Source organism: Micromonospora sp. NPDC005173, assembly GCF_040608515.1.
GTDB lineage: Bacteria > Actinomycetota > Actinomycetes > Mycobacteriales > Micromonosporaceae > Micromonospora.
On record NZ_JBEXIK010000052.1, the window covers coordinates 12,100 to 27,567 of the forward strand.

The 15,468-nt window shown below is 72.5% G+C and carries 14 protein-coding genes; 8 read left to right on the top strand and 6 right to left on the bottom strand.

The window, feature by feature from the left end:
* Positions 1 to 27: 27 nt before the first annotated feature.
* Complete coding sequence (locus tag ABZV00_RS32580) at positions 28 to 1,680, top strand: alkaline phosphatase D family protein (protein WP_355613352.1); 1,653 nt, start codon at positions 28 to 30, stop codon at positions 1,678 to 1,680.
* Between the two features lie 52 nt (positions 1,681 to 1,732).
* On the opposite strand, the gene ABZV00_RS32585 is transcribed toward ABZV00_RS32580, so the two are convergent.
* Entirely contained in the window at positions 1,733 to 2,137 is a 405-nt protein-coding gene (locus tag ABZV00_RS32585; RefSeq protein WP_355613354.1) for a YjbQ family protein, read from the bottom strand.
* A gap of 224 nt (positions 2,138 to 2,361) precedes the next feature.
* On the opposite strand from ABZV00_RS32585, the gene aceE reads away from it, so the two are divergent.
* Positions 2,362 to 5,100, top strand: coding sequence for a pyruvate dehydrogenase (acetyl-transferring), homodimeric type (aceE, locus tag ABZV00_RS32590; RefSeq protein WP_328419065.1), 2,739 nt, complete (start codon positions 2,362 to 2,364; stop codon positions 5,098 to 5,100).
* A gap of 183 nt (positions 5,101 to 5,283) precedes the next feature.
* On the opposite strand, the gene ABZV00_RS32595 is transcribed toward aceE, so the two are convergent.
* Complete coding sequence (locus tag ABZV00_RS32595) at positions 5,284 to 5,733, bottom strand: SRPBCC domain-containing protein (RefSeq protein WP_328419066.1); 450 nt, start codon at positions 5,731 to 5,733, stop codon at positions 5,284 to 5,286.
* Between the two features lie 187 nt (positions 5,734 to 5,920).
* Here ABZV00_RS32595 and ABZV00_RS32600 point away from each other — a divergent pair, with 187 nt between their 5' ends.
* The 3 genes from ABZV00_RS32600 to gltX are packed head-to-tail and all read left to right on the top strand — an operon-like array spanning position 5,921 to position 10,003.
* On the top strand, positions 5,921 to 7,270 hold the full coding sequence (locus ABZV00_RS32600) for a GH1 family beta-glucosidase (protein WP_355613356.1): 1,350 nt from the start codon (positions 5,921 to 5,923) through the stop codon (positions 7,268 to 7,270).
* Complete coding sequence (locus ABZV00_RS32605) at positions 7,267 to 8,544, top strand: MFS transporter (protein ID WP_355613358.1); 1,278 nt, start codon at positions 7,267 to 7,269, stop codon at positions 8,542 to 8,544. The genes ABZV00_RS32600 and ABZV00_RS32605 overlap by 4 nt, the downstream gene beginning before the upstream one ends.
* A gap of 49 nt (positions 8,545 to 8,593) precedes the next feature.
* Positions 8,594 to 10,003 carry a glutamate--tRNA ligase gene (gltX, locus tag ABZV00_RS32610; RefSeq protein ID WP_355613360.1) on the top strand — a complete coding sequence of 470 codons (1,410 nt, stop codon included), beginning with the start codon at positions 8,594 to 8,596 and terminating at the stop codon, positions 10,001 to 10,003.
* A 69-nt stretch (positions 10,004 to 10,072) separates the two neighbouring features.
* Here the strand turns inward: gltX and ABZV00_RS32615 are convergent, their stop codons facing one another.
* Complete coding sequence (locus ABZV00_RS32615) at positions 10,073 to 10,690, bottom strand: copper resistance CopC family protein (RefSeq protein WP_355613362.1); 618 nt, start codon at positions 10,688 to 10,690, stop codon at positions 10,073 to 10,075.
* Between the two features lie 240 nt (positions 10,691 to 10,930).
* On the opposite strand from ABZV00_RS32615, the gene ABZV00_RS32620 reads away from it, so the two are divergent.
* Positions 10,931 to 11,581 carry a hypothetical protein gene (locus tag ABZV00_RS32620; protein ID WP_355613364.1) on the top strand — a complete coding sequence of 217 codons (651 nt, stop codon included), beginning with the start codon at positions 10,931 to 10,933 and terminating at the stop codon, positions 11,579 to 11,581.
* 144 nt (positions 11,582 to 11,725) lie between these two features.
* On the opposite strand, the gene ABZV00_RS32625 is transcribed toward ABZV00_RS32620, so the two are convergent.
* The 3 genes from ABZV00_RS32625 to pyrE form a co-directional block, all read right to left on the bottom strand.
* Positions 11,726 to 12,052: a hypothetical protein gene (locus ABZV00_RS32625; RefSeq protein ID WP_355613366.1), complete on the bottom strand. Its 327-nt coding sequence runs from the start codon at positions 12,050 to 12,052 to the stop codon at positions 11,726 to 11,728.
* Between the two features lie 102 nt (positions 12,053 to 12,154).
* Positions 12,155 to 12,694: a hypothetical protein gene (locus ABZV00_RS32630; protein ID WP_355613367.1), complete on the bottom strand. Its 540-nt coding sequence runs from the start codon at positions 12,692 to 12,694 to the stop codon at positions 12,155 to 12,157.
* Between the two features lie 137 nt (positions 12,695 to 12,831).
* Positions 12,832 to 13,374: an orotate phosphoribosyltransferase gene (gene pyrE, locus ABZV00_RS32635; protein WP_355613369.1), complete on the bottom strand. Its 543-nt coding sequence runs from the start codon at positions 13,372 to 13,374 to the stop codon at positions 12,832 to 12,834.
* Positions 13,375 to 13,494: 120 nt separating this feature from the next.
* Between pyrE and ABZV00_RS32640 the strand changes: the two genes are divergently transcribed.
* On the top strand, positions 13,495 to 14,724 hold the full coding sequence (locus ABZV00_RS32640) for a histidine kinase (RefSeq protein WP_355613371.1): 1,230 nt from the start codon (positions 13,495 to 13,497) through the stop codon (positions 14,722 to 14,724).
* Positions 14,721 to 15,431: a response regulator transcription factor gene (locus ABZV00_RS32645; RefSeq protein WP_355613373.1), complete on the top strand. Its 711-nt coding sequence runs from the start codon at positions 14,721 to 14,723 to the stop codon at positions 15,429 to 15,431. The genes ABZV00_RS32640 and ABZV00_RS32645 overlap by 4 nt, the downstream gene beginning before the upstream one ends.
* The last annotated feature ends 37 nt before the right edge of the window (positions 15,432 to 15,468 follow it).

Below are 15,468 nucleotides of genomic sequence, written 5' to 3' on the forward strand. Positions count from 1 at the left end.
GAAAGATTGGACCCTGGGGAGGAATTCGTGTCACTGTCCCGACGTACCATCCTGCTGTCCGGCGCCGCGCTCGGCGCCGCCGGCGCGGTCACCGGGCTGCCGGTGGCGGCCGCCGCGGCGGCGGCCCGCCGGCCACTGGCCTACCCGTTCACCCTCGGCGTGGCCTCCGGCGACCCGGACCACGACGGGTTCGTGCTGTGGACCCGACTGGCCCCGCAGCCGCTCGCCGAGGACGGCCTCGGCGGCATGCCGGACCGCGACGTCCCGGTGCACTGGGAGCTGGCCGCCGACGAGCGGTTCCGGCACGTGCTGCGGCGCGGGGTCGCGGTCGCCCGCACCCGCTCGGCGCACAGCGTGCACGTGGAGCTGGCCGGCCTGCTGCCCGGCCGGGAGTACTTCTACCGGTTCCGCGCCGAGCGGCACCTCTCGCCGGTCGGACGCACCCGTACCGCGCCGGCGCCGTGGACCATGCCGGCCGCCCTGGCGATGGGCTTCGTCTCCTGCTCCCAGTACGAGCACGGCTACTTCACCGCCTACCGGCGGCTGGCCGAGACCGAGCCGGAGCTGATCCTGCACCTGGGCGACTACCAGTACGAGTACGCCCCGGACACCTACAACGTCCCGGGTGGCAACCCGCGTGACCACGAGGGGCCGGAGACCCGGACGCTGGCCAACTACCGGCAGCGGCACGCCCAGTACAAGACCGACGCCGACCTGCAGGCGGCGCACGCGGTGGCGCCCTGGGTGGTGGTCTTCGACGACCACGAGGTGGAGAACAACTGGGCCGACGAGGTGCCGGAGGCGCCGGACCCGGAGTTCCCGGCCCGGCGGGCGGCGGCGTTCCAGGCGTACTACGAGAACATGCCGCTGCGGCGCACCTCGATCCCGCGCGGCATCGACATGCAGCTCTATCGGCGGGTCCGCTGGGGGCGGCTGGCCACCTTCCACATGCTCGACACCCGGCAGTACCGCGACGACCAGGCCTGCGGCGACGGGTACGACGCCTGCCCGGCGGCCTTCGACCCGGCCCGGTCGATCACCGGGGCGGAGCAGGAGGCGTGGCTGCTGGACGGCTTCCGCCGCTCGGACGCCCGCTGGGACATCCTCGGCCAGCAGGTCTTCTTCGCCCAGCGGGACAACAACGCCGGCCCGCTCACCGTCACCAGCATGGACGCGTGGGACGGCTACGTCGCCTCCCGGGATCGGATCACCCGGGGCTGGCTGGCCGCCGGGGTGCGCAATCCGGTGGTGCTGACCGGCGACGTGCACGCGCACTGGGCCAGCGACCTGAAGCTGGACTACGCCGACCCGGCCTCGCGCACCGTCGGCAGCGAGCTGGTCTGCTCGTCGATCACCTCGGGCGGCGACGGCGCGGACTCGGCGTCCGGCTCGCACCCGTGGTTCCCGTTCAACCCGCACCTGCGCTTCCAGAACAACCTGCGGGGGTACGTGAGCACCACGATCACCCCGGGGCAGCTCGCCGCCGACTTCGACGTGCTGCCGTACGTGAGTCAGCCGGGCGCGCCCGCGTACACCCGTGCCTCGTTCGTGATCGAGGACCGGGTGCCCGGCCTGCACCAGACGGCCGACACCCCGGTCCCGTCGGCGGCCCGCATGGCCACCGACGCCGGGGCGGACGAGGGCCGGCGCACGGTGGAGCGGGAGACCACCCGCCCCTGACCCACCCCGGTCGGGCCCGCCGCTCACGTCGCGAGCGGTGGGCCCGTCCCGGTCAGGCCGGGAGGAAGGAGAAGCGGACCTGGCGGGTGGGGTTGTCGCCGTTGGTGTCGACCAGGCAGAGGGACTGCCAGGTGCCCAGGGCCAGCCGCCCGCCGAGCACCGGCAGCGTGGCGTACGGCGGGACGAACGCCGGCAGCACATGGTCACGGCCGTGGCCGGGCGAGCCGTGCCGGTGCCGCCAACGGCCGTCGGTGGGCAGCAGCGCGTCGAGCGCGGTGAGCAGATCGTCGTCGGAGCCCGACCCGGTCTCGATGATCGCCAGGCCGGCGGTGGCGTGCGGCACGAAGACGTGCAGCAGGCCGTCGCCCTCGCTGGAGACGAACCCCTGGGCCTCGGCGGTGATGTCCCGGACGGCTGGCCGGGACCCGGTCTGGACGGTGATCACGTCACTGCGCATACGTCGCATTCTGCCGCAGTGCGGATTCAGGAGCCGCCACCACCGAGCAAGCCCGGCGCGCGACAAGGGGGCCGAACGAGAGGTGAACGGCGGTCGTAGCGCTAAGTTACCGACGGGTATCTGTGTTCAGCATCGCGTCCGGGGCACCTAGACGTGACGAGGGGTGCCACCAGGGGGCAGGATGGCGCTAGAGACCTATCCCACACACAACCGAGGGAACGCCTGTGGCTACGGAACGCAAGCGCCCGGTGATCAGCGACGGCCTACCGAGCCAGCTTCCGGACATCGACCCTGAAGAGACCAGCGAATGGGTCGAGTCGCTTGACGGTGTCATCGACGAGGGCGGCGCCAAACGCGCCCGCTACGTCATGCTGCGCCTGCTGGAGCGGGCCCGTGAGCGCCAGGTCGGGGTTCCGCCCCTGACCACGACCGACTACATCAACACCATCCCGCCGGAACGCGAGCCGTGGTTCCCGGGCGACGAGCACGTCGAGCGGCGGATCCGGGCCTACGTCCGGTGGAACGCCGCCATGCTGGTGCACCGGGCGCAGCGCCCGGAGATCGGCGTCGGCGGGCACATCTCCACCTTCGCCAGCTCCGCGTCGCTCTACGAGGTGGGCTTCAACCACTTCTTCCGGGGCAAGAACCACCCGGGCGGCGGCGACCACATCTTCTACCAGGGCCACGCCTCCCCCGGCATGTACGCGCGGGCGTTCCTGGAGGGCCGGCTCAGCGAGCACCAGCTCGACGGGTTCCGCCAGGAGTTGTCGCACCCCGGTGGTGGGCTGCCCTCGTACCCGCACCCGCGGCTGATGCCGGACTTCTGGGAGTTCCCCACCGTCTCGATGGGCCTCGGCGGGCTCAACGCGATCTACCAGGCCCGGTTCAACCGGTACCTGCAGCACCGGGGCATCAAGGACACCTCGCAGCAGCACGTGTGGGCGTTCCTCGGCGACGGTGAGATGGACGAGCCCGAGACGCTGGGCGCCATCGGCCTGGCCGCCCGCGAGGAGCTGGACAACCTCACCTTCGTGATCAACTGCAACCTTCAGCGGTTGGACGGCCCGGTCCGTGGCAACGGCAAGGTGATGCAGGAGCTGGAGTCGTTCTTCCGGGGTGCCGGCTGGAACGTGATCAAGGTGGTCTGGGGCCGCGAGTGGGACCCCCTGCTCGCCGCGGACACCGACGGCGCCCTGGTCAACCTCATGAACACCACGACCGACGGCGACTACCAGACCTACAAGGCGGAGTCCGGCGCGTACGTGCGGGAGCACTTCTTCGGCCGCGACGCGCGTACCCGCAAGATGGCCGACCCGCTCAGCGACGACGAGATCTGGAACCTCAAGCGGGGTGGGCACGACTACCGGAAGCTCTACGCGGCCTACAAGGCGGCCACCGAGCACACCGGTCAGCCGACCGTCATCCTGGCGAAGACGATCAAGGGCTGGACGCTCGGCTCGCACTTCGAGGGCCGCAACGCGACCCACCAGATGAAGAAGCTGACGCTGGAGGATTTGAAGACCTTCCGCGACCGGCTCTACCTGGACATCCCGGACTCGGCGCTGGAGGAGAACCCCTACCTGCCGCCGTACTACAACCCGGGTGAGAAGTCCGAGGAGATCCAGTACCTCAAGGAGCGGCGCGAGCAGCTCGGCGGTTACCTGCCGTCCCGGCGGACCAGCACCAAGCGGCTGGCCATCCCCGGTCCCGAGCGGTTCGCCGACGTCAAGCGCGGCTCGGGCAAGCAGAAGGTGGCCACCACGCAAGCCTTCGTCCGTCTGCTCAAGGACGTGATGAAGGACAAGGAGTTCGGCAAGCGCTGGGTGCCGATCATCCCGGACGAGGCCCGCACCTTCGGGCTCGACTCGATCTTCCCCACCGCGAAGATCTACTCGCCGCACGGCCAGCGCTACACCTCGGTCGACCGGGAGCTGTTCCTGTCGTACAAGGAGTCGACCACCGGGCAGATCCTGCACGAGGGGATCAACGAGGCCGGTTCGGTCGCCTCGTTCACCGCGGCCGGTTCGGCGTACGCCACCCACGACGAGCCGATGATCCCGATGTACATCTTCTACTCGATGTTCGGGTTCCAGCGGACCGCCGACGGGCTGTGGGCGGCGGCCGACCAGATGGCCCGGGGCTTCCTGCTCGGCGCCACCGCGGGGCGGACCACGCTCAACGGTGAGGGCCTGCAGCACGAGGACGGGCACTCGCTGCTGATCGCCGCCACCAACCCGGCGGTGGTCGCGTACGACCCGGCGTTCTCCTTCGAGATCGCGCACATCATGGAGAACGGCCTGCACCGGATGTACGGGGATGCGCAGGAGAACGTCTTCTACTACCTGACGGTCTACAACGAGCCGACCCTGCAGCCGGCCGAGCCGGCCGACGTGGACGTGGAGGGCCTGCTCAAGGGCATCTACCGCTACTCGCCGGCACCGCAGGTCGACGGCCCGAAGGCCAACGTCCTCGCCTCCGGCACCGGCATGCAGTGGGCGCTCAAGGCCCAGCAGTTGCTCGCCCAGGACTGGGGGGTGGCGGCCGATGTCTGGTCGGTGACCTCCTGGACCGAGCTGCGCCGCGACGCGGTGGCGGCCGAGGAGTTCAACCTGCTCAACCCGGGCGCCGAGGCGAAGGTGCCGTACATCCAGCAGAAGCTCGCCGACGCGGACGGGCCGAAGGTCGCGGTCAGCGACTGGATGCGGGCGGTGCCGGACCTGGTCGCCCGCTGGGTACCCGGTGACTACACGTCGCTCGGCACCGACGGCTTCGGCATGTCGGACACCCGGCACGCGCTGCGCCGGCACTTCCACGTCGACGCCGAGTCGATCGTGGTTGCCACGCTGCGGCAGTTGGCCCGCAGCGGCGCGGTGGCGGCCACCGTGCCGGCCGAGGCCGCGAAGAAGTACGCGATCGACGACGTCAACGCCGCCCCGGTCGGCGAGACCGGCGGCGACAGCTGACCCAGCACCACCCAGGAAGGGCCCGGCGCACCCGCGCCGGGCCCTTTTTGGTGCACCCGCACCCTCGCCCCGTGCTCCCCGATCGACCGGGCGGACGGCGGGTGAGATGGGGCGGCGGCGGTCCGGGGTCCCTGGCGGGGACCCGGGGCCACCGCCGGGGCGGGTGACGCCGGGGTTCGGCGGTCAGCCGACGGCGGCCAGGTCGGTCAGCCGGGCGAGCGAGTCCTCGAGGTCGGCGCCGACCCGACGCAGCCCGAGGCGCAGCAGGGCCGCCTTGACCGGACCGGCCGGCCAGCGGACCACGATGAGCCGCACGATGGTCCCGCCCTCCTCCTCCTCATCGGGAGTGAGCTGGACGTAGATCTCGGTGCGCGCCTCCGCACGGGCACCGGCGCCCTTGGCCCGTTCCCGCCAACCGATCAAGGTCGGCTCCTGGTAGGCGATCACCTCGGCCTCATGCGCCGAGCCGCGCCCCGCCTGGACCAACTGCCGCCGGCCGAAGCCCTCTCCCGAGAGCACTTCGGCCGCGCGGACCCCCGCCAGCCAGGCCGGCAACTGCTCGGCCCGCTGTACGACGTCCCAGACCACTTCAATCGGCGCCGCCACGTGCGCACTTCGTTCCACGAGGATCATTTCCGTCTTCCTCCAGTGAGGACATCCCACGATATCGGCACTCTATGCGCAAAATTGGACGTACCTGGACGGGTTTGGAAAAAGACACGCCGATCAACCATTGCGCATCTCGCCATCCCGGCCTATGGCGCATTCATTCGGAGCGCCCTAGAGTCCCGAGCACATTTCACGTTGACCGGGAGGGCGCATGTCGACCGCACCGATGCCCGAGTTCCCCGCCGGCTTCCGCTGGGGCGTCAGCACGTCCGCCCACCAGATCGAGGGGGCCACCACAGCCGACGGACGCGGGCCGTCCATCTGGGACACCTTCGCCCACTCCCCGGGCCGGATCAGCGACGGCAGCACCGGCGAGGTGGCCTGCGACCACTACCACCGGCACACCGAGGACGTCGCGCTGCTGGCCGGGTTGGGCGTCTCGGGATACCGGTTCTCCATCGCCTGGCCCCGGGTACAGCCCACCGGCTCCGGCGCGGCCAACACGGCCGGCCTGGACTTCTACGACCGGCTGGTGGACGACCTGCTGGCCGCCGGCATCGACCCGGTGGCCACCCTCTACCACTGGGACCTGCCCCAACCGCTCGAGGACGCCGGTGGCTGGCTGCACCGCGACACCGCCGCCCGGTTCGCCGAGTACGCCGAGAAGACCGCCGCCCGGCTCGGCGACCGGGTCCGGCTCTGGATCACCCTGAACGAGCCGTTCGTCCACATGAGCTTCGGCTACGGCCTGGGTGTGCACGCCCCCGGCCGGATGTTGCTCTTCGACGCCTTCCCGGTCGCCCACCACCAACTGCTCGGCCACGGGCTCGCGGTCGCCGCACTGCGGACCCGCACCGCCAGCCCGGTGGCGATCGCCAACAACTACTCCCCGGTGCGGGGGCTCGGTGACAGCGACGCCGACCGGGCCGCCGGGGAGGCGTACCAGGCCCTGCACAACCGGCTCTTCACCGACCCGCTGCTCGGCCGCGGCTACCCGGAGCTGCCCGGCTTCGACGCCAGCGTGATCCACCCCGGCGACCTGGACACGATCGCCGCGCCGATCGACGCGCTCGGGGTCAACTACTACAACCCAACCGGTGTACGGGCCGCCGAGGAGGGCTCGCCACTGCCGTTCGAGCTGGTCCCGCTGGAGGGTTACCCGCGCACCGCCTTCGACTGGCCGGTGGTCCCCGACGGGCTGCACGACCTGCTCGGCTGGCTGCGCGACACGTACGGCGACGCGCTGCCGCCCATCGAGATCACCGAGAGCGGCTGCGCGTACGACGACACCCCGGACCCGGACGGACGGGTGTCGGACCCGGACCGGATCGCCTACCTCGACGGGCACCTGCGGGCGGTGCGGGCCGCCATCGACGACGGGGTGGACGTACGCGGGTACTTCGTCTGGTCGCTGCTGGACAACTGGGAGTGGGCCGAGGGGTTCACCAAGCGCTTCGGTCTGGTGCACGTCGACTACGCCACTCAGACCCGCACGCCGAAGTCCTCGTACACCTGGCTGCGGGACGTGATCGCGGCCAGCCGGCCGGGGTCGGCCCGGTGACCACCCTCGACCCGACCCCGGCGTCGCTGCCAGCCGCGCTCGCCGAGCCGACCGTGCCGGTGCGGCGCGGCTGGATCGGGTTGATCTTCGCGGCCAACCTCGGGGTGTGGATGGCGTTCTTCACGCCGATCCAGGTGCTGTTGCCGCAGCAGGTCAAGCAGATCGCGCCGGGCGACAAGGAGACCATGCTGGCGGTGGTCACCGGCCTGGGCGCGCTGGCCGCGGTGCTGGCCAACCCCCTCGCGGGCGCGCTCTCCGACCGGACCTGCCTGCGGGTGGCCGGCCGGGAGTTCGGCCGCCGGCACGTCTGGACCGCCGGCGGCGCACTGGTCGGCGCGGCGGCCCTGATGCTGCTGGCCCAGCAGCGGACCATCCTGGGCGTCGCCCTCGCCTGGGTCGCCGCACAGGTCTGCTTCAACGCGATGCTGGCCAGCCTCACCGCGGCCATCCCGGACCGGGTGCCGGTGGTGCAGCGCGGCGGGGTCTCCGGCTGGGTGGGCATCCCGCAGGCGCTCGGGCTGGTGCTCGGCGCGGTGCTGGTCACCGCCGTCGTCACCGGCAACGCCGCCGGCTACCTGGCCATCGCGGTGGCCATCCTGCTGCTGTCACTGCCGTTCGCGCTGTTCACCACCGACGACCCGCTGCCCCGCGCGCACCGGCCGGCGCTGCGGGCGCGGGCGCTGCTGACCTCGATGTGGATCAACCCGCGCCGGCACCCGGACTTCGCCTGGGCCTGGATCACCCGGTTCCTGGTCCAGCTCGGCAACGCGCTGGGCACCCTCTACCTGCTGTACTTCCTCACCGACGGGGTGCGCCACCCCGACCCCGAGGGTGGCCTGCTCGTGCTGATCCTGCTCTACACGCTCGGCATGATGCTGACCGCGGTGGTCGCCGGCCGGCTGTCGGACCGCTCCGGGCGGCGCAAGATCTACGTGATCGTGTCCGGACTGATCATGGCGGTAGCAGCGCTGCTGCTCGCGGTCGCGCCGGTCTGGCCGATGGCGATCGTCGCGGCGCTGCTGCTCGGCGCCGGGTACGGCGTCTACCTCGCGGTGGACGCCGCGCTGATCACCCAGGTGCTGCCCCGGGCCACCGACCGGGCCAAGGACCTCGGCGTGATCAACATCGCCAACTCGGCGCCGCAGGTGCTCGGCCCAGCACTCTCCGCCCCGCTCGTGGTCCACCTTGGCGGCTATCCGACGCTCTACGCGGTCACCGCCGCGGTCACCCTGGTCGGCAGCGCCCTGGTCGTCAAGATCCGCTCAGTCCCGTGAGAGGGGGCCGTGGCGAAAAGCGGTCGCCGACCGCCGTAGGCTGGGGCACGTGACGGTACGTGTGCGCTTCGCCCCCTCCCCGACCGGTATGTTCCATGTCGGCGGCGCCCGCTCGGCGCTGCAGAACTGGATCTACGCCAAGCAGCAGGGCGGGGTGTTCGTGCTGCGCGTCGAGGACACCGACGCGGCCCGCAACAAGCCCGAATGGACCGAGGGCATCCTCTCCGCGCTGGACTGGATCGGCATCTCCCGCGGCAGCTACGAGGGGCCGTACTTCCAGTCGCAGAACGCTGGCGAGCACCGGGCCGCCGCCGCCCGGCTCTACGACTCGGGCCGCGCGTACTACTGCGACTGCACCCGCGAGGACGTGCAGGCCCGCACCGGCTCGCAGTACCAGGGCTACGACGGCTACCACCGCGACCTCGGCCTCGGCCCGGGTGAGGGGCGGGCGCTGCGCTTCCGTACGCCCGACGAGGGCGCGACCGTGGTGGTCGACCTGATCCGCGGCGAGCCCACCTTCGAGAACCGCCTGATCGAGGACTTCGTCATCGCCCGGGGCGACGGTTCGCCGGTCTTCCTGCTGGCCAACGTCGTCGACGACATGACCATGGGGATCACCCACGTGATCCGGGCCGAGGAGCACCTGCCCAACGCTCCCAAGCAGCAGCTGCTCTGGGACGCCCTCGGGGTCAAGCCGCCGATCTGGGCCCACGTGCCGGTGGTGGTCAACGAGAAGCGGCAGAAGCTCTCCAAGCGCCGGGACAAGGTCGCCCTGGAGGCGTACCGGGACGAGGGCTACCTCGCCGACGCGATGCGCAACTACCTGATGCTGCTCGGCTGGGCGCCCTCCGGGGACCGGGAGATCGTCCCCTGGTCGGTGATCGAGGACGAGTTCCGGCTGGAGGACGTCAACGCCTCCTCGGCGTTCTTCGACGAGAAGAAGCTGCGCGCGTTCAACGGCGACTACATCCGTGCGCTGCCGGTGGCCGAGTTCATCGACGCCTGCCAGCCGTGGCTGACCGGCACCGGGACCATCGCGCCGCCGCCGTGGCAGCCCGAGGAGTTCGACGCCGAGGCGTTCGCTGCCGTGGCGCCGCTGGCCCAGACCCGGATCACGGTGCTCAGCGAGATCGTGCCGAACGTCGACTTCCTGTTCCTGGCGTCACCGTTGATCGACGAGGCCGCCTGGGCCAAGACCATGAAGGACGGCTCCGCCGAACTGCTGGACGCCGCCATCGTGGCGTTCGACGCGCTGGAGTCCTGGGACGCCGAGTCGCTGAAGTCGACGCTGGAGGCGGTCGGCGCCGAGCGCGGCCTCAAGCTCGGCAAGACGCAGGCGCCGGTCCGGGTCGCGGTCACCGGTCGCACCGTGGGCCTGCCGCTGTTCGAGTCGCTGGAGGTGCTCGGTCGAGAGCGCACCCTGACCCGAATGCGCGCCGCCCGGCTCCGCCTGGTCTGACCGTCGGCCGCCAGCCAGCCAGCCAGGCTGGTGCCCGGCCGGCCAGCCGCGCGTGGTGTTCGCCGTCGGTCAGCGGCGCCGGGCTCGGTACCGTCGCTGCAACCCGACGACGAACGCGCCCACCAGCAGAGCCGCCGCGACCGTCCACAGCCAGCCGCGCAGCTGGCTGCTCTCCTGCGCGGTCGGCACCGGGGTGCCCGCCGGAGTCGCGCCGACGGTCGCGGTGGCGTCGGGCGTCCCCGAGGGCGCCACCTCTGCGGTCGGACCCGCCGCCGCGGCGGTCGGTGCGATGCCACCGGCGGGCGCGGACGGGTCGGCGGCCGTGCCGGTGGTGAGGGTGAACCGCACCTCGCCCTTCACCGGATGCCCGTCACCGGAGGCGACCTGGTAACCGACGATGTAGAGCCCTGCGGCACCGGGCCGGAACGGCACACGCACCCGGCTGCCGTCGAAGACCGGCGGGCCGCCAGCGACCACATTGTCCGGTCCGGTTACTGTGATCTTCGTCGTGGCCGGGGCCGGCTTGGCCAGGAAACGGAGCTCGATCCGGGTGGGCGCGGTGGCCACCCGGGCACCGTCGCGCGGGTCGCTGCCCGTCAGTGAGTTGTGCGCAGCCGCCGGCGTCGCCGGAACCAGCAACGACACACCGAACGCCACGCCGAGCACCACTGGCACGACCCGCGCCAAACGTGTAACCCTGCCCCCCATGAACCCCTCCGTAAGGGTACGATCCGCCCGCTGATCAAACAGCTCCTCATTAGTCGAGCAGAGATCGCAGATAGTTCCAATTACTGTTCCACAAGCTGTAAATCATCGACGTTCTGCGACTCTGTGAGAGTGGCTCCGACCGCCCGGTCGGTCCCGCCACCGACCAATCGATCCGGACGTCACGGCGAAGCCATCCATCGAACGGGGCGAGGAGGCGGGATGGTCCGACAGATGAGGCGCGGGGCCGCCGTGCTGACCGGCACGCTGACGGCGGCACTCCTGTCGCTCGGCACCGCCGGTCCGGCAACGGCGGCACCGAAGCCGGCACCGGCCGGGGTGGACATCACCGGCGTGGGGCTGTCCGAGCCGCTGCGGCTGCGCGCGGACACGCAGCCCACGCACGTGGTGGCGGTCATCGACCAGGTCAACTTCCTCGGACGCACCGGCCAGCCGACCGGGCCGAAGGCGGCCAACCTCGGTCCGAAGTACACCGTCGTGGTGCTCGTCGGGGAGACGCCGAAGCAGACCTACGACCTCTACCCCAAGGCCGTCGGCGGCCCGCGCATCCACCGGCCGGCGAAGCAGCCGGACGGGCGCAAGACGAGCGCCGGTTGGTTCCTCGGCCGGCTCAGCATGTCCGAGACGCTGCGCACCGCCGGGGTGCCTCTGGAGCGGCAGTTCGACACGGTCAGCGGCGGCGTCGGTGGCGGCGAGCGGGTGCTCCCGGAGGACACTCTCGACCCGGCCAAGGACCTCGACGAGGCGCTCGGCGAGTTGCAGCGACTGCTGCTGCTCAACGTCGCGGTGATGTTGACCATCACGGTCGGCCTCGCCGGGATCGCGCTGCTGATCCGCCGCCGCACCCGCTGACCCACCGCCGGGCCCGCGCACTGCCGGTCGGACCTCCAGGATCAGCTTGCCCCGGCGTGGCCCGCCTCGACGAGGCGGCGCGCGTCCGCGGGCCTGCGCCAGCGGGACCGTGTCACGGCTGGCCGCCGCCGCACGGCCGGGTGGTCAGCACCAACGGCGCGGCGGGCGCTCCCGGCGGGTGGCCCGCTGCCGTGGCCGGACCGGGCCGTGCCGGTGCGCGCCCGCCCAGCCGGGTAGGTCGCTGAGGCAACCAGCGGCGATGTCGGGCTCCGGCTCGCCGAGGGCCGCCGGCTCGCCGGACCGCTGGCGCGGGAGCGAGGTCTCCTCGTCGGGCCGAGCGGCGAGCGGCTCCGCCGGATGGGGCGGCACGCCACCGACCGGCCGACGGTGCTTGGCAGCCGACTGCGGGTCGTGCCCCGGCCGGCAGGGCTCGCCCTGGGCGCAGCCGTGATCGGCCTCCCCATGCGCCATCCCCGGTCTCCTCACGCTCGCACTCACCCCCGGGTGCTCCCCCGACGTGCCCTGACACCGTACTGGCCGGGACCGACGGGTCGTGCACGGCGTACCCCGGGGTCAGCGCTTCGGGCGGCGCGGGAACAGGGTCTCCCAGACCGGGAAGGCGACCAGCCAGATCACGATGGCGACGGTGAGCCTCTGAATCCAGCCCACCAGTTCGCGGGTCCTTTCCGCGTCGTTCACCCAGAGGATCGCGGCGCCGAGCAGACCGCAGGCGATGACCCAGCCGAGCAGAGCCTTGGCCCACTCACGCCACTCGTAACGGGTGCGCGCCCAGCCGTGGCGGGGCGGCCGGACCGGCGGCGGACCGCCGGCGAACCGGTGGGCGAAGCGTTGGTCCGCCCAACGCACCATCGAATGGCCGAAGGCCACCGAGAAGCCCAGGTAGGCGGCGGCAAGACCATGACTGAAGCCGGCGGTCGCGCCGCGGCGCAGGTCGATCACCGTCGCCGCGAGCAACGCCAGGTCCACCAGGGGTACGCAGACCAGCAGCGCCGCGCCCAGCCGTGGCCTGCGCAGCGGGTAGCGGGCCACCAGCCCGGCGGCGAGCACCACCCAGAACCCGATCTCACATCCGATGATCACCGCGACCAACACGTCGACCTCCCCGTTCCGTCACCCAGCGTCGCCGCTCGGCGGGGTCCGAGCCTCGACGTGGAAGAGGAGATCCGGGTCCGTCCTTCGGTGGACCCGCCGCCGTTGACGGTCGGTGCGGGCGGCACCGCCGGAGCGGGTCAACGGGTCCGGTGGGCCTCCAGGTCGGCGCGGGTGAACAGTGCCCGCAGCGCCACGCCCTGCTCGGCCAGCAGGGCAGCGCCACCCTCCGCGCGGTCGATCACGCAGAGCGCGTGATCGACCCGGGCGCCCAGCTCGCGCAGCTGCCCGGTGGAGCTGACCACCTGCCCACCGGAGGTGACCACGTCCTCGACCACCAGCACCCGTCGGCCGGCCAGCTCCGCCCCCTCGGCCAGCCGGGCCGTGCCGTACGGCTTGGCGGTCTTCCGGACGAAGGCGCAGGGCAGCCCGGTGTGCCGGCCGAGCGCGGTCACCACCGGGATCCCGCCCAGCTCCAGTCCAGCCAGCACCTCGGTGCCGGTCGGGACCAGGTGCGCGAGGTGGGCAGCCACCCGGTCCAGCAGGCGGGGATCCGCCTCGAACCGGTACTTGTCGAAGTACTCGTCGGCGGTCCGCCCGGAGCGGAGCACGAACTGTCCGGTCAGCCGGCAGGTGCTGTCGATCTCTCGGGCGAGTGCGGCTGTGGTCTCTGCAGGAGTCATGATGATCATTCTGGCCGGATCGGCGCGTGGTGGGCGTACCCCTTTCGGCGCATGCCGGGGCCGGCCAGGTCGTCCCGGGGGCGGAGTCCGACGGTCGGCGGCTGTGGTGGGATCGGGGGCATGCGACCGCCACCGTGGCTCGGCTCCGGCACCCGCGGCCGGGACCTCACCCTGGCCGGCGCGTCGCTGGCCGGCGGCCTGGTGCTGTGGGCCCTCGGTTGGCAACCGCAGATCCGTCCGCACCCGGAGGTGCCGCCCGCGCTGTACCTGCCGCCGCTGCTGGCGATGTGCGTGGCCGTGGGCCTGCGCCGCGTCGCCCCGCGCACCAGCCTGGCCGTCGGCACCGGGGCGCTGGTCGCGGACACCGCGCTCGGCGGCTCGCTGGGGACGATCCTGATCTACACCCAGGTGCTCTACGACGCCTGCGTGTACGGCCCGCCCCGGCTGTGGCGGTGGCTGCTGCGGGTGACCATCGGGCTGAGTCTGGTCGGCGCGGTGGTCGGCGTGCTCATCTTCGACCAGTGGCGTGGGGTCGCCGTCGGGGTGCCGGTGGTGCTCGCCGGCCTGCTGCCGGTGCTGACCGGGGTCAGCGTGCGGCAGTACCGCGACCAGGCCGCCGCCGAGCGGGCCCGGGCCGAGCAGACCGCCCGCCTGGTCGAGCTGGACCGCTGGCAGGCGGTCAGCGCCGAGCGGGCCCGGATGGCCCGGGAGCTGCACGACCTGGTCGCCAACCACCTCAGCGCGGTTGCCATCCACGCCACCGCCGTGCTGTCGGTGAAGGGGCTGGACCGCGGCCAGGTCGAGTCGGCGTTGCGGGTGATCCGGGAGAGCAGCGTGCAGGGCCTGGCGGAGATGCGGCAGATGATCGAGCTGCTGCGGGAGCCGGGCTCCGGCGGCGGCCGGGCGCCGGGGGCCGGCGGCGGCCGGGCGCCGGGGGCCGACGGCGGCGCGCTGCCGGAGGCGGTCACCGCGCGGCTCGCCGAGGCGGACCGGCTGGTCGAGCGGATCCGGGCCGCCGGCCTCGCGGTGCGGGTCCGCACCGACGGCACGCCGGGCCCGCTGCCGGTGGGGGTGGATCTCGCGGCGTACCGGATCGTGCAGGAGTCGCTGACCAACGCGCTCAAGCACGGCGCGGGCGAGGCGGAGCTGACCATCGCGTACCGGCCGGCGGAGGTGGTGCTGACGGTGGAGAACCCGGTCCGCCGGGGCGGGGCCGGGCTGCCCGGCGCCGGTGCCGGGCTGATCGGCATGCGGGAGCGCGCCACGCTGCTGGCGGGCCGGTTCAGCGCCGGACCGCACGACGGCCGCTGGCAGGTCCGGGCGGCGCTGCCCACCCGGGAGGACGGATGACCGCGTCGGCCCGGGAACCGGCTGGCGTCGGCGCTGCGGAGCCATCGGTACGGGTGGTGCTGGCCGACGACCAGCCGGCGGTACGGGCCGGGCTGAGGCTGATCCTGGCCGGCTCGCCGGGCGTCGAGGTGGTCGGCGAGGCGGGCGACGGCGACGAGGCGGTCCGGCTGTGCCGGGAGCTGCGCCCCGACGTGGCGGTGCTCGACATCCAGATGCCGCTCCGGGACGGGATCTCCGCCACCCGGGCGATCGTGGCCGAAGAGCTCGCCGACGTGCTGGTGCTCACCACCTTCGACCTGGACGAGTACGTCTTCGGCGCGCTGCGCGCTGGCGCGGCCGGTTTCCTGCTCAAGGACACCGACGCCCCGGGGCTCGTCGCGGCGGTGCGGACGGTGGCGCGCGGTGACGGGTTCATCGCCCCCGCGGTGACCCGCCGGTTGATCGCGGCCTTCGCGGCCACCGCGCCGGGCGCGTCGGCGGCCACCCGGGCGGCGCTGGAAACGCTCACCCCGCGCGAACGCGACGTGCTGGCCTGCCTCGGCCTGGGCCTGTCGAACCAGCAGATCGCCGACCGGCTCGTGATGGCGGAGAGCACCACCAAGACACACGTGAGCCGGATCCTGGCGAAGCTGGACCTGCGCAGCCGGGTGCAGGCCGCGATCCTGGCCCAGGAGCTGGGCCTGCCCGCCCCTGCCCCGCCATCCTGAGCCCGGACCAGCCAGCCCGGCGTGAAGATCCAGGTCA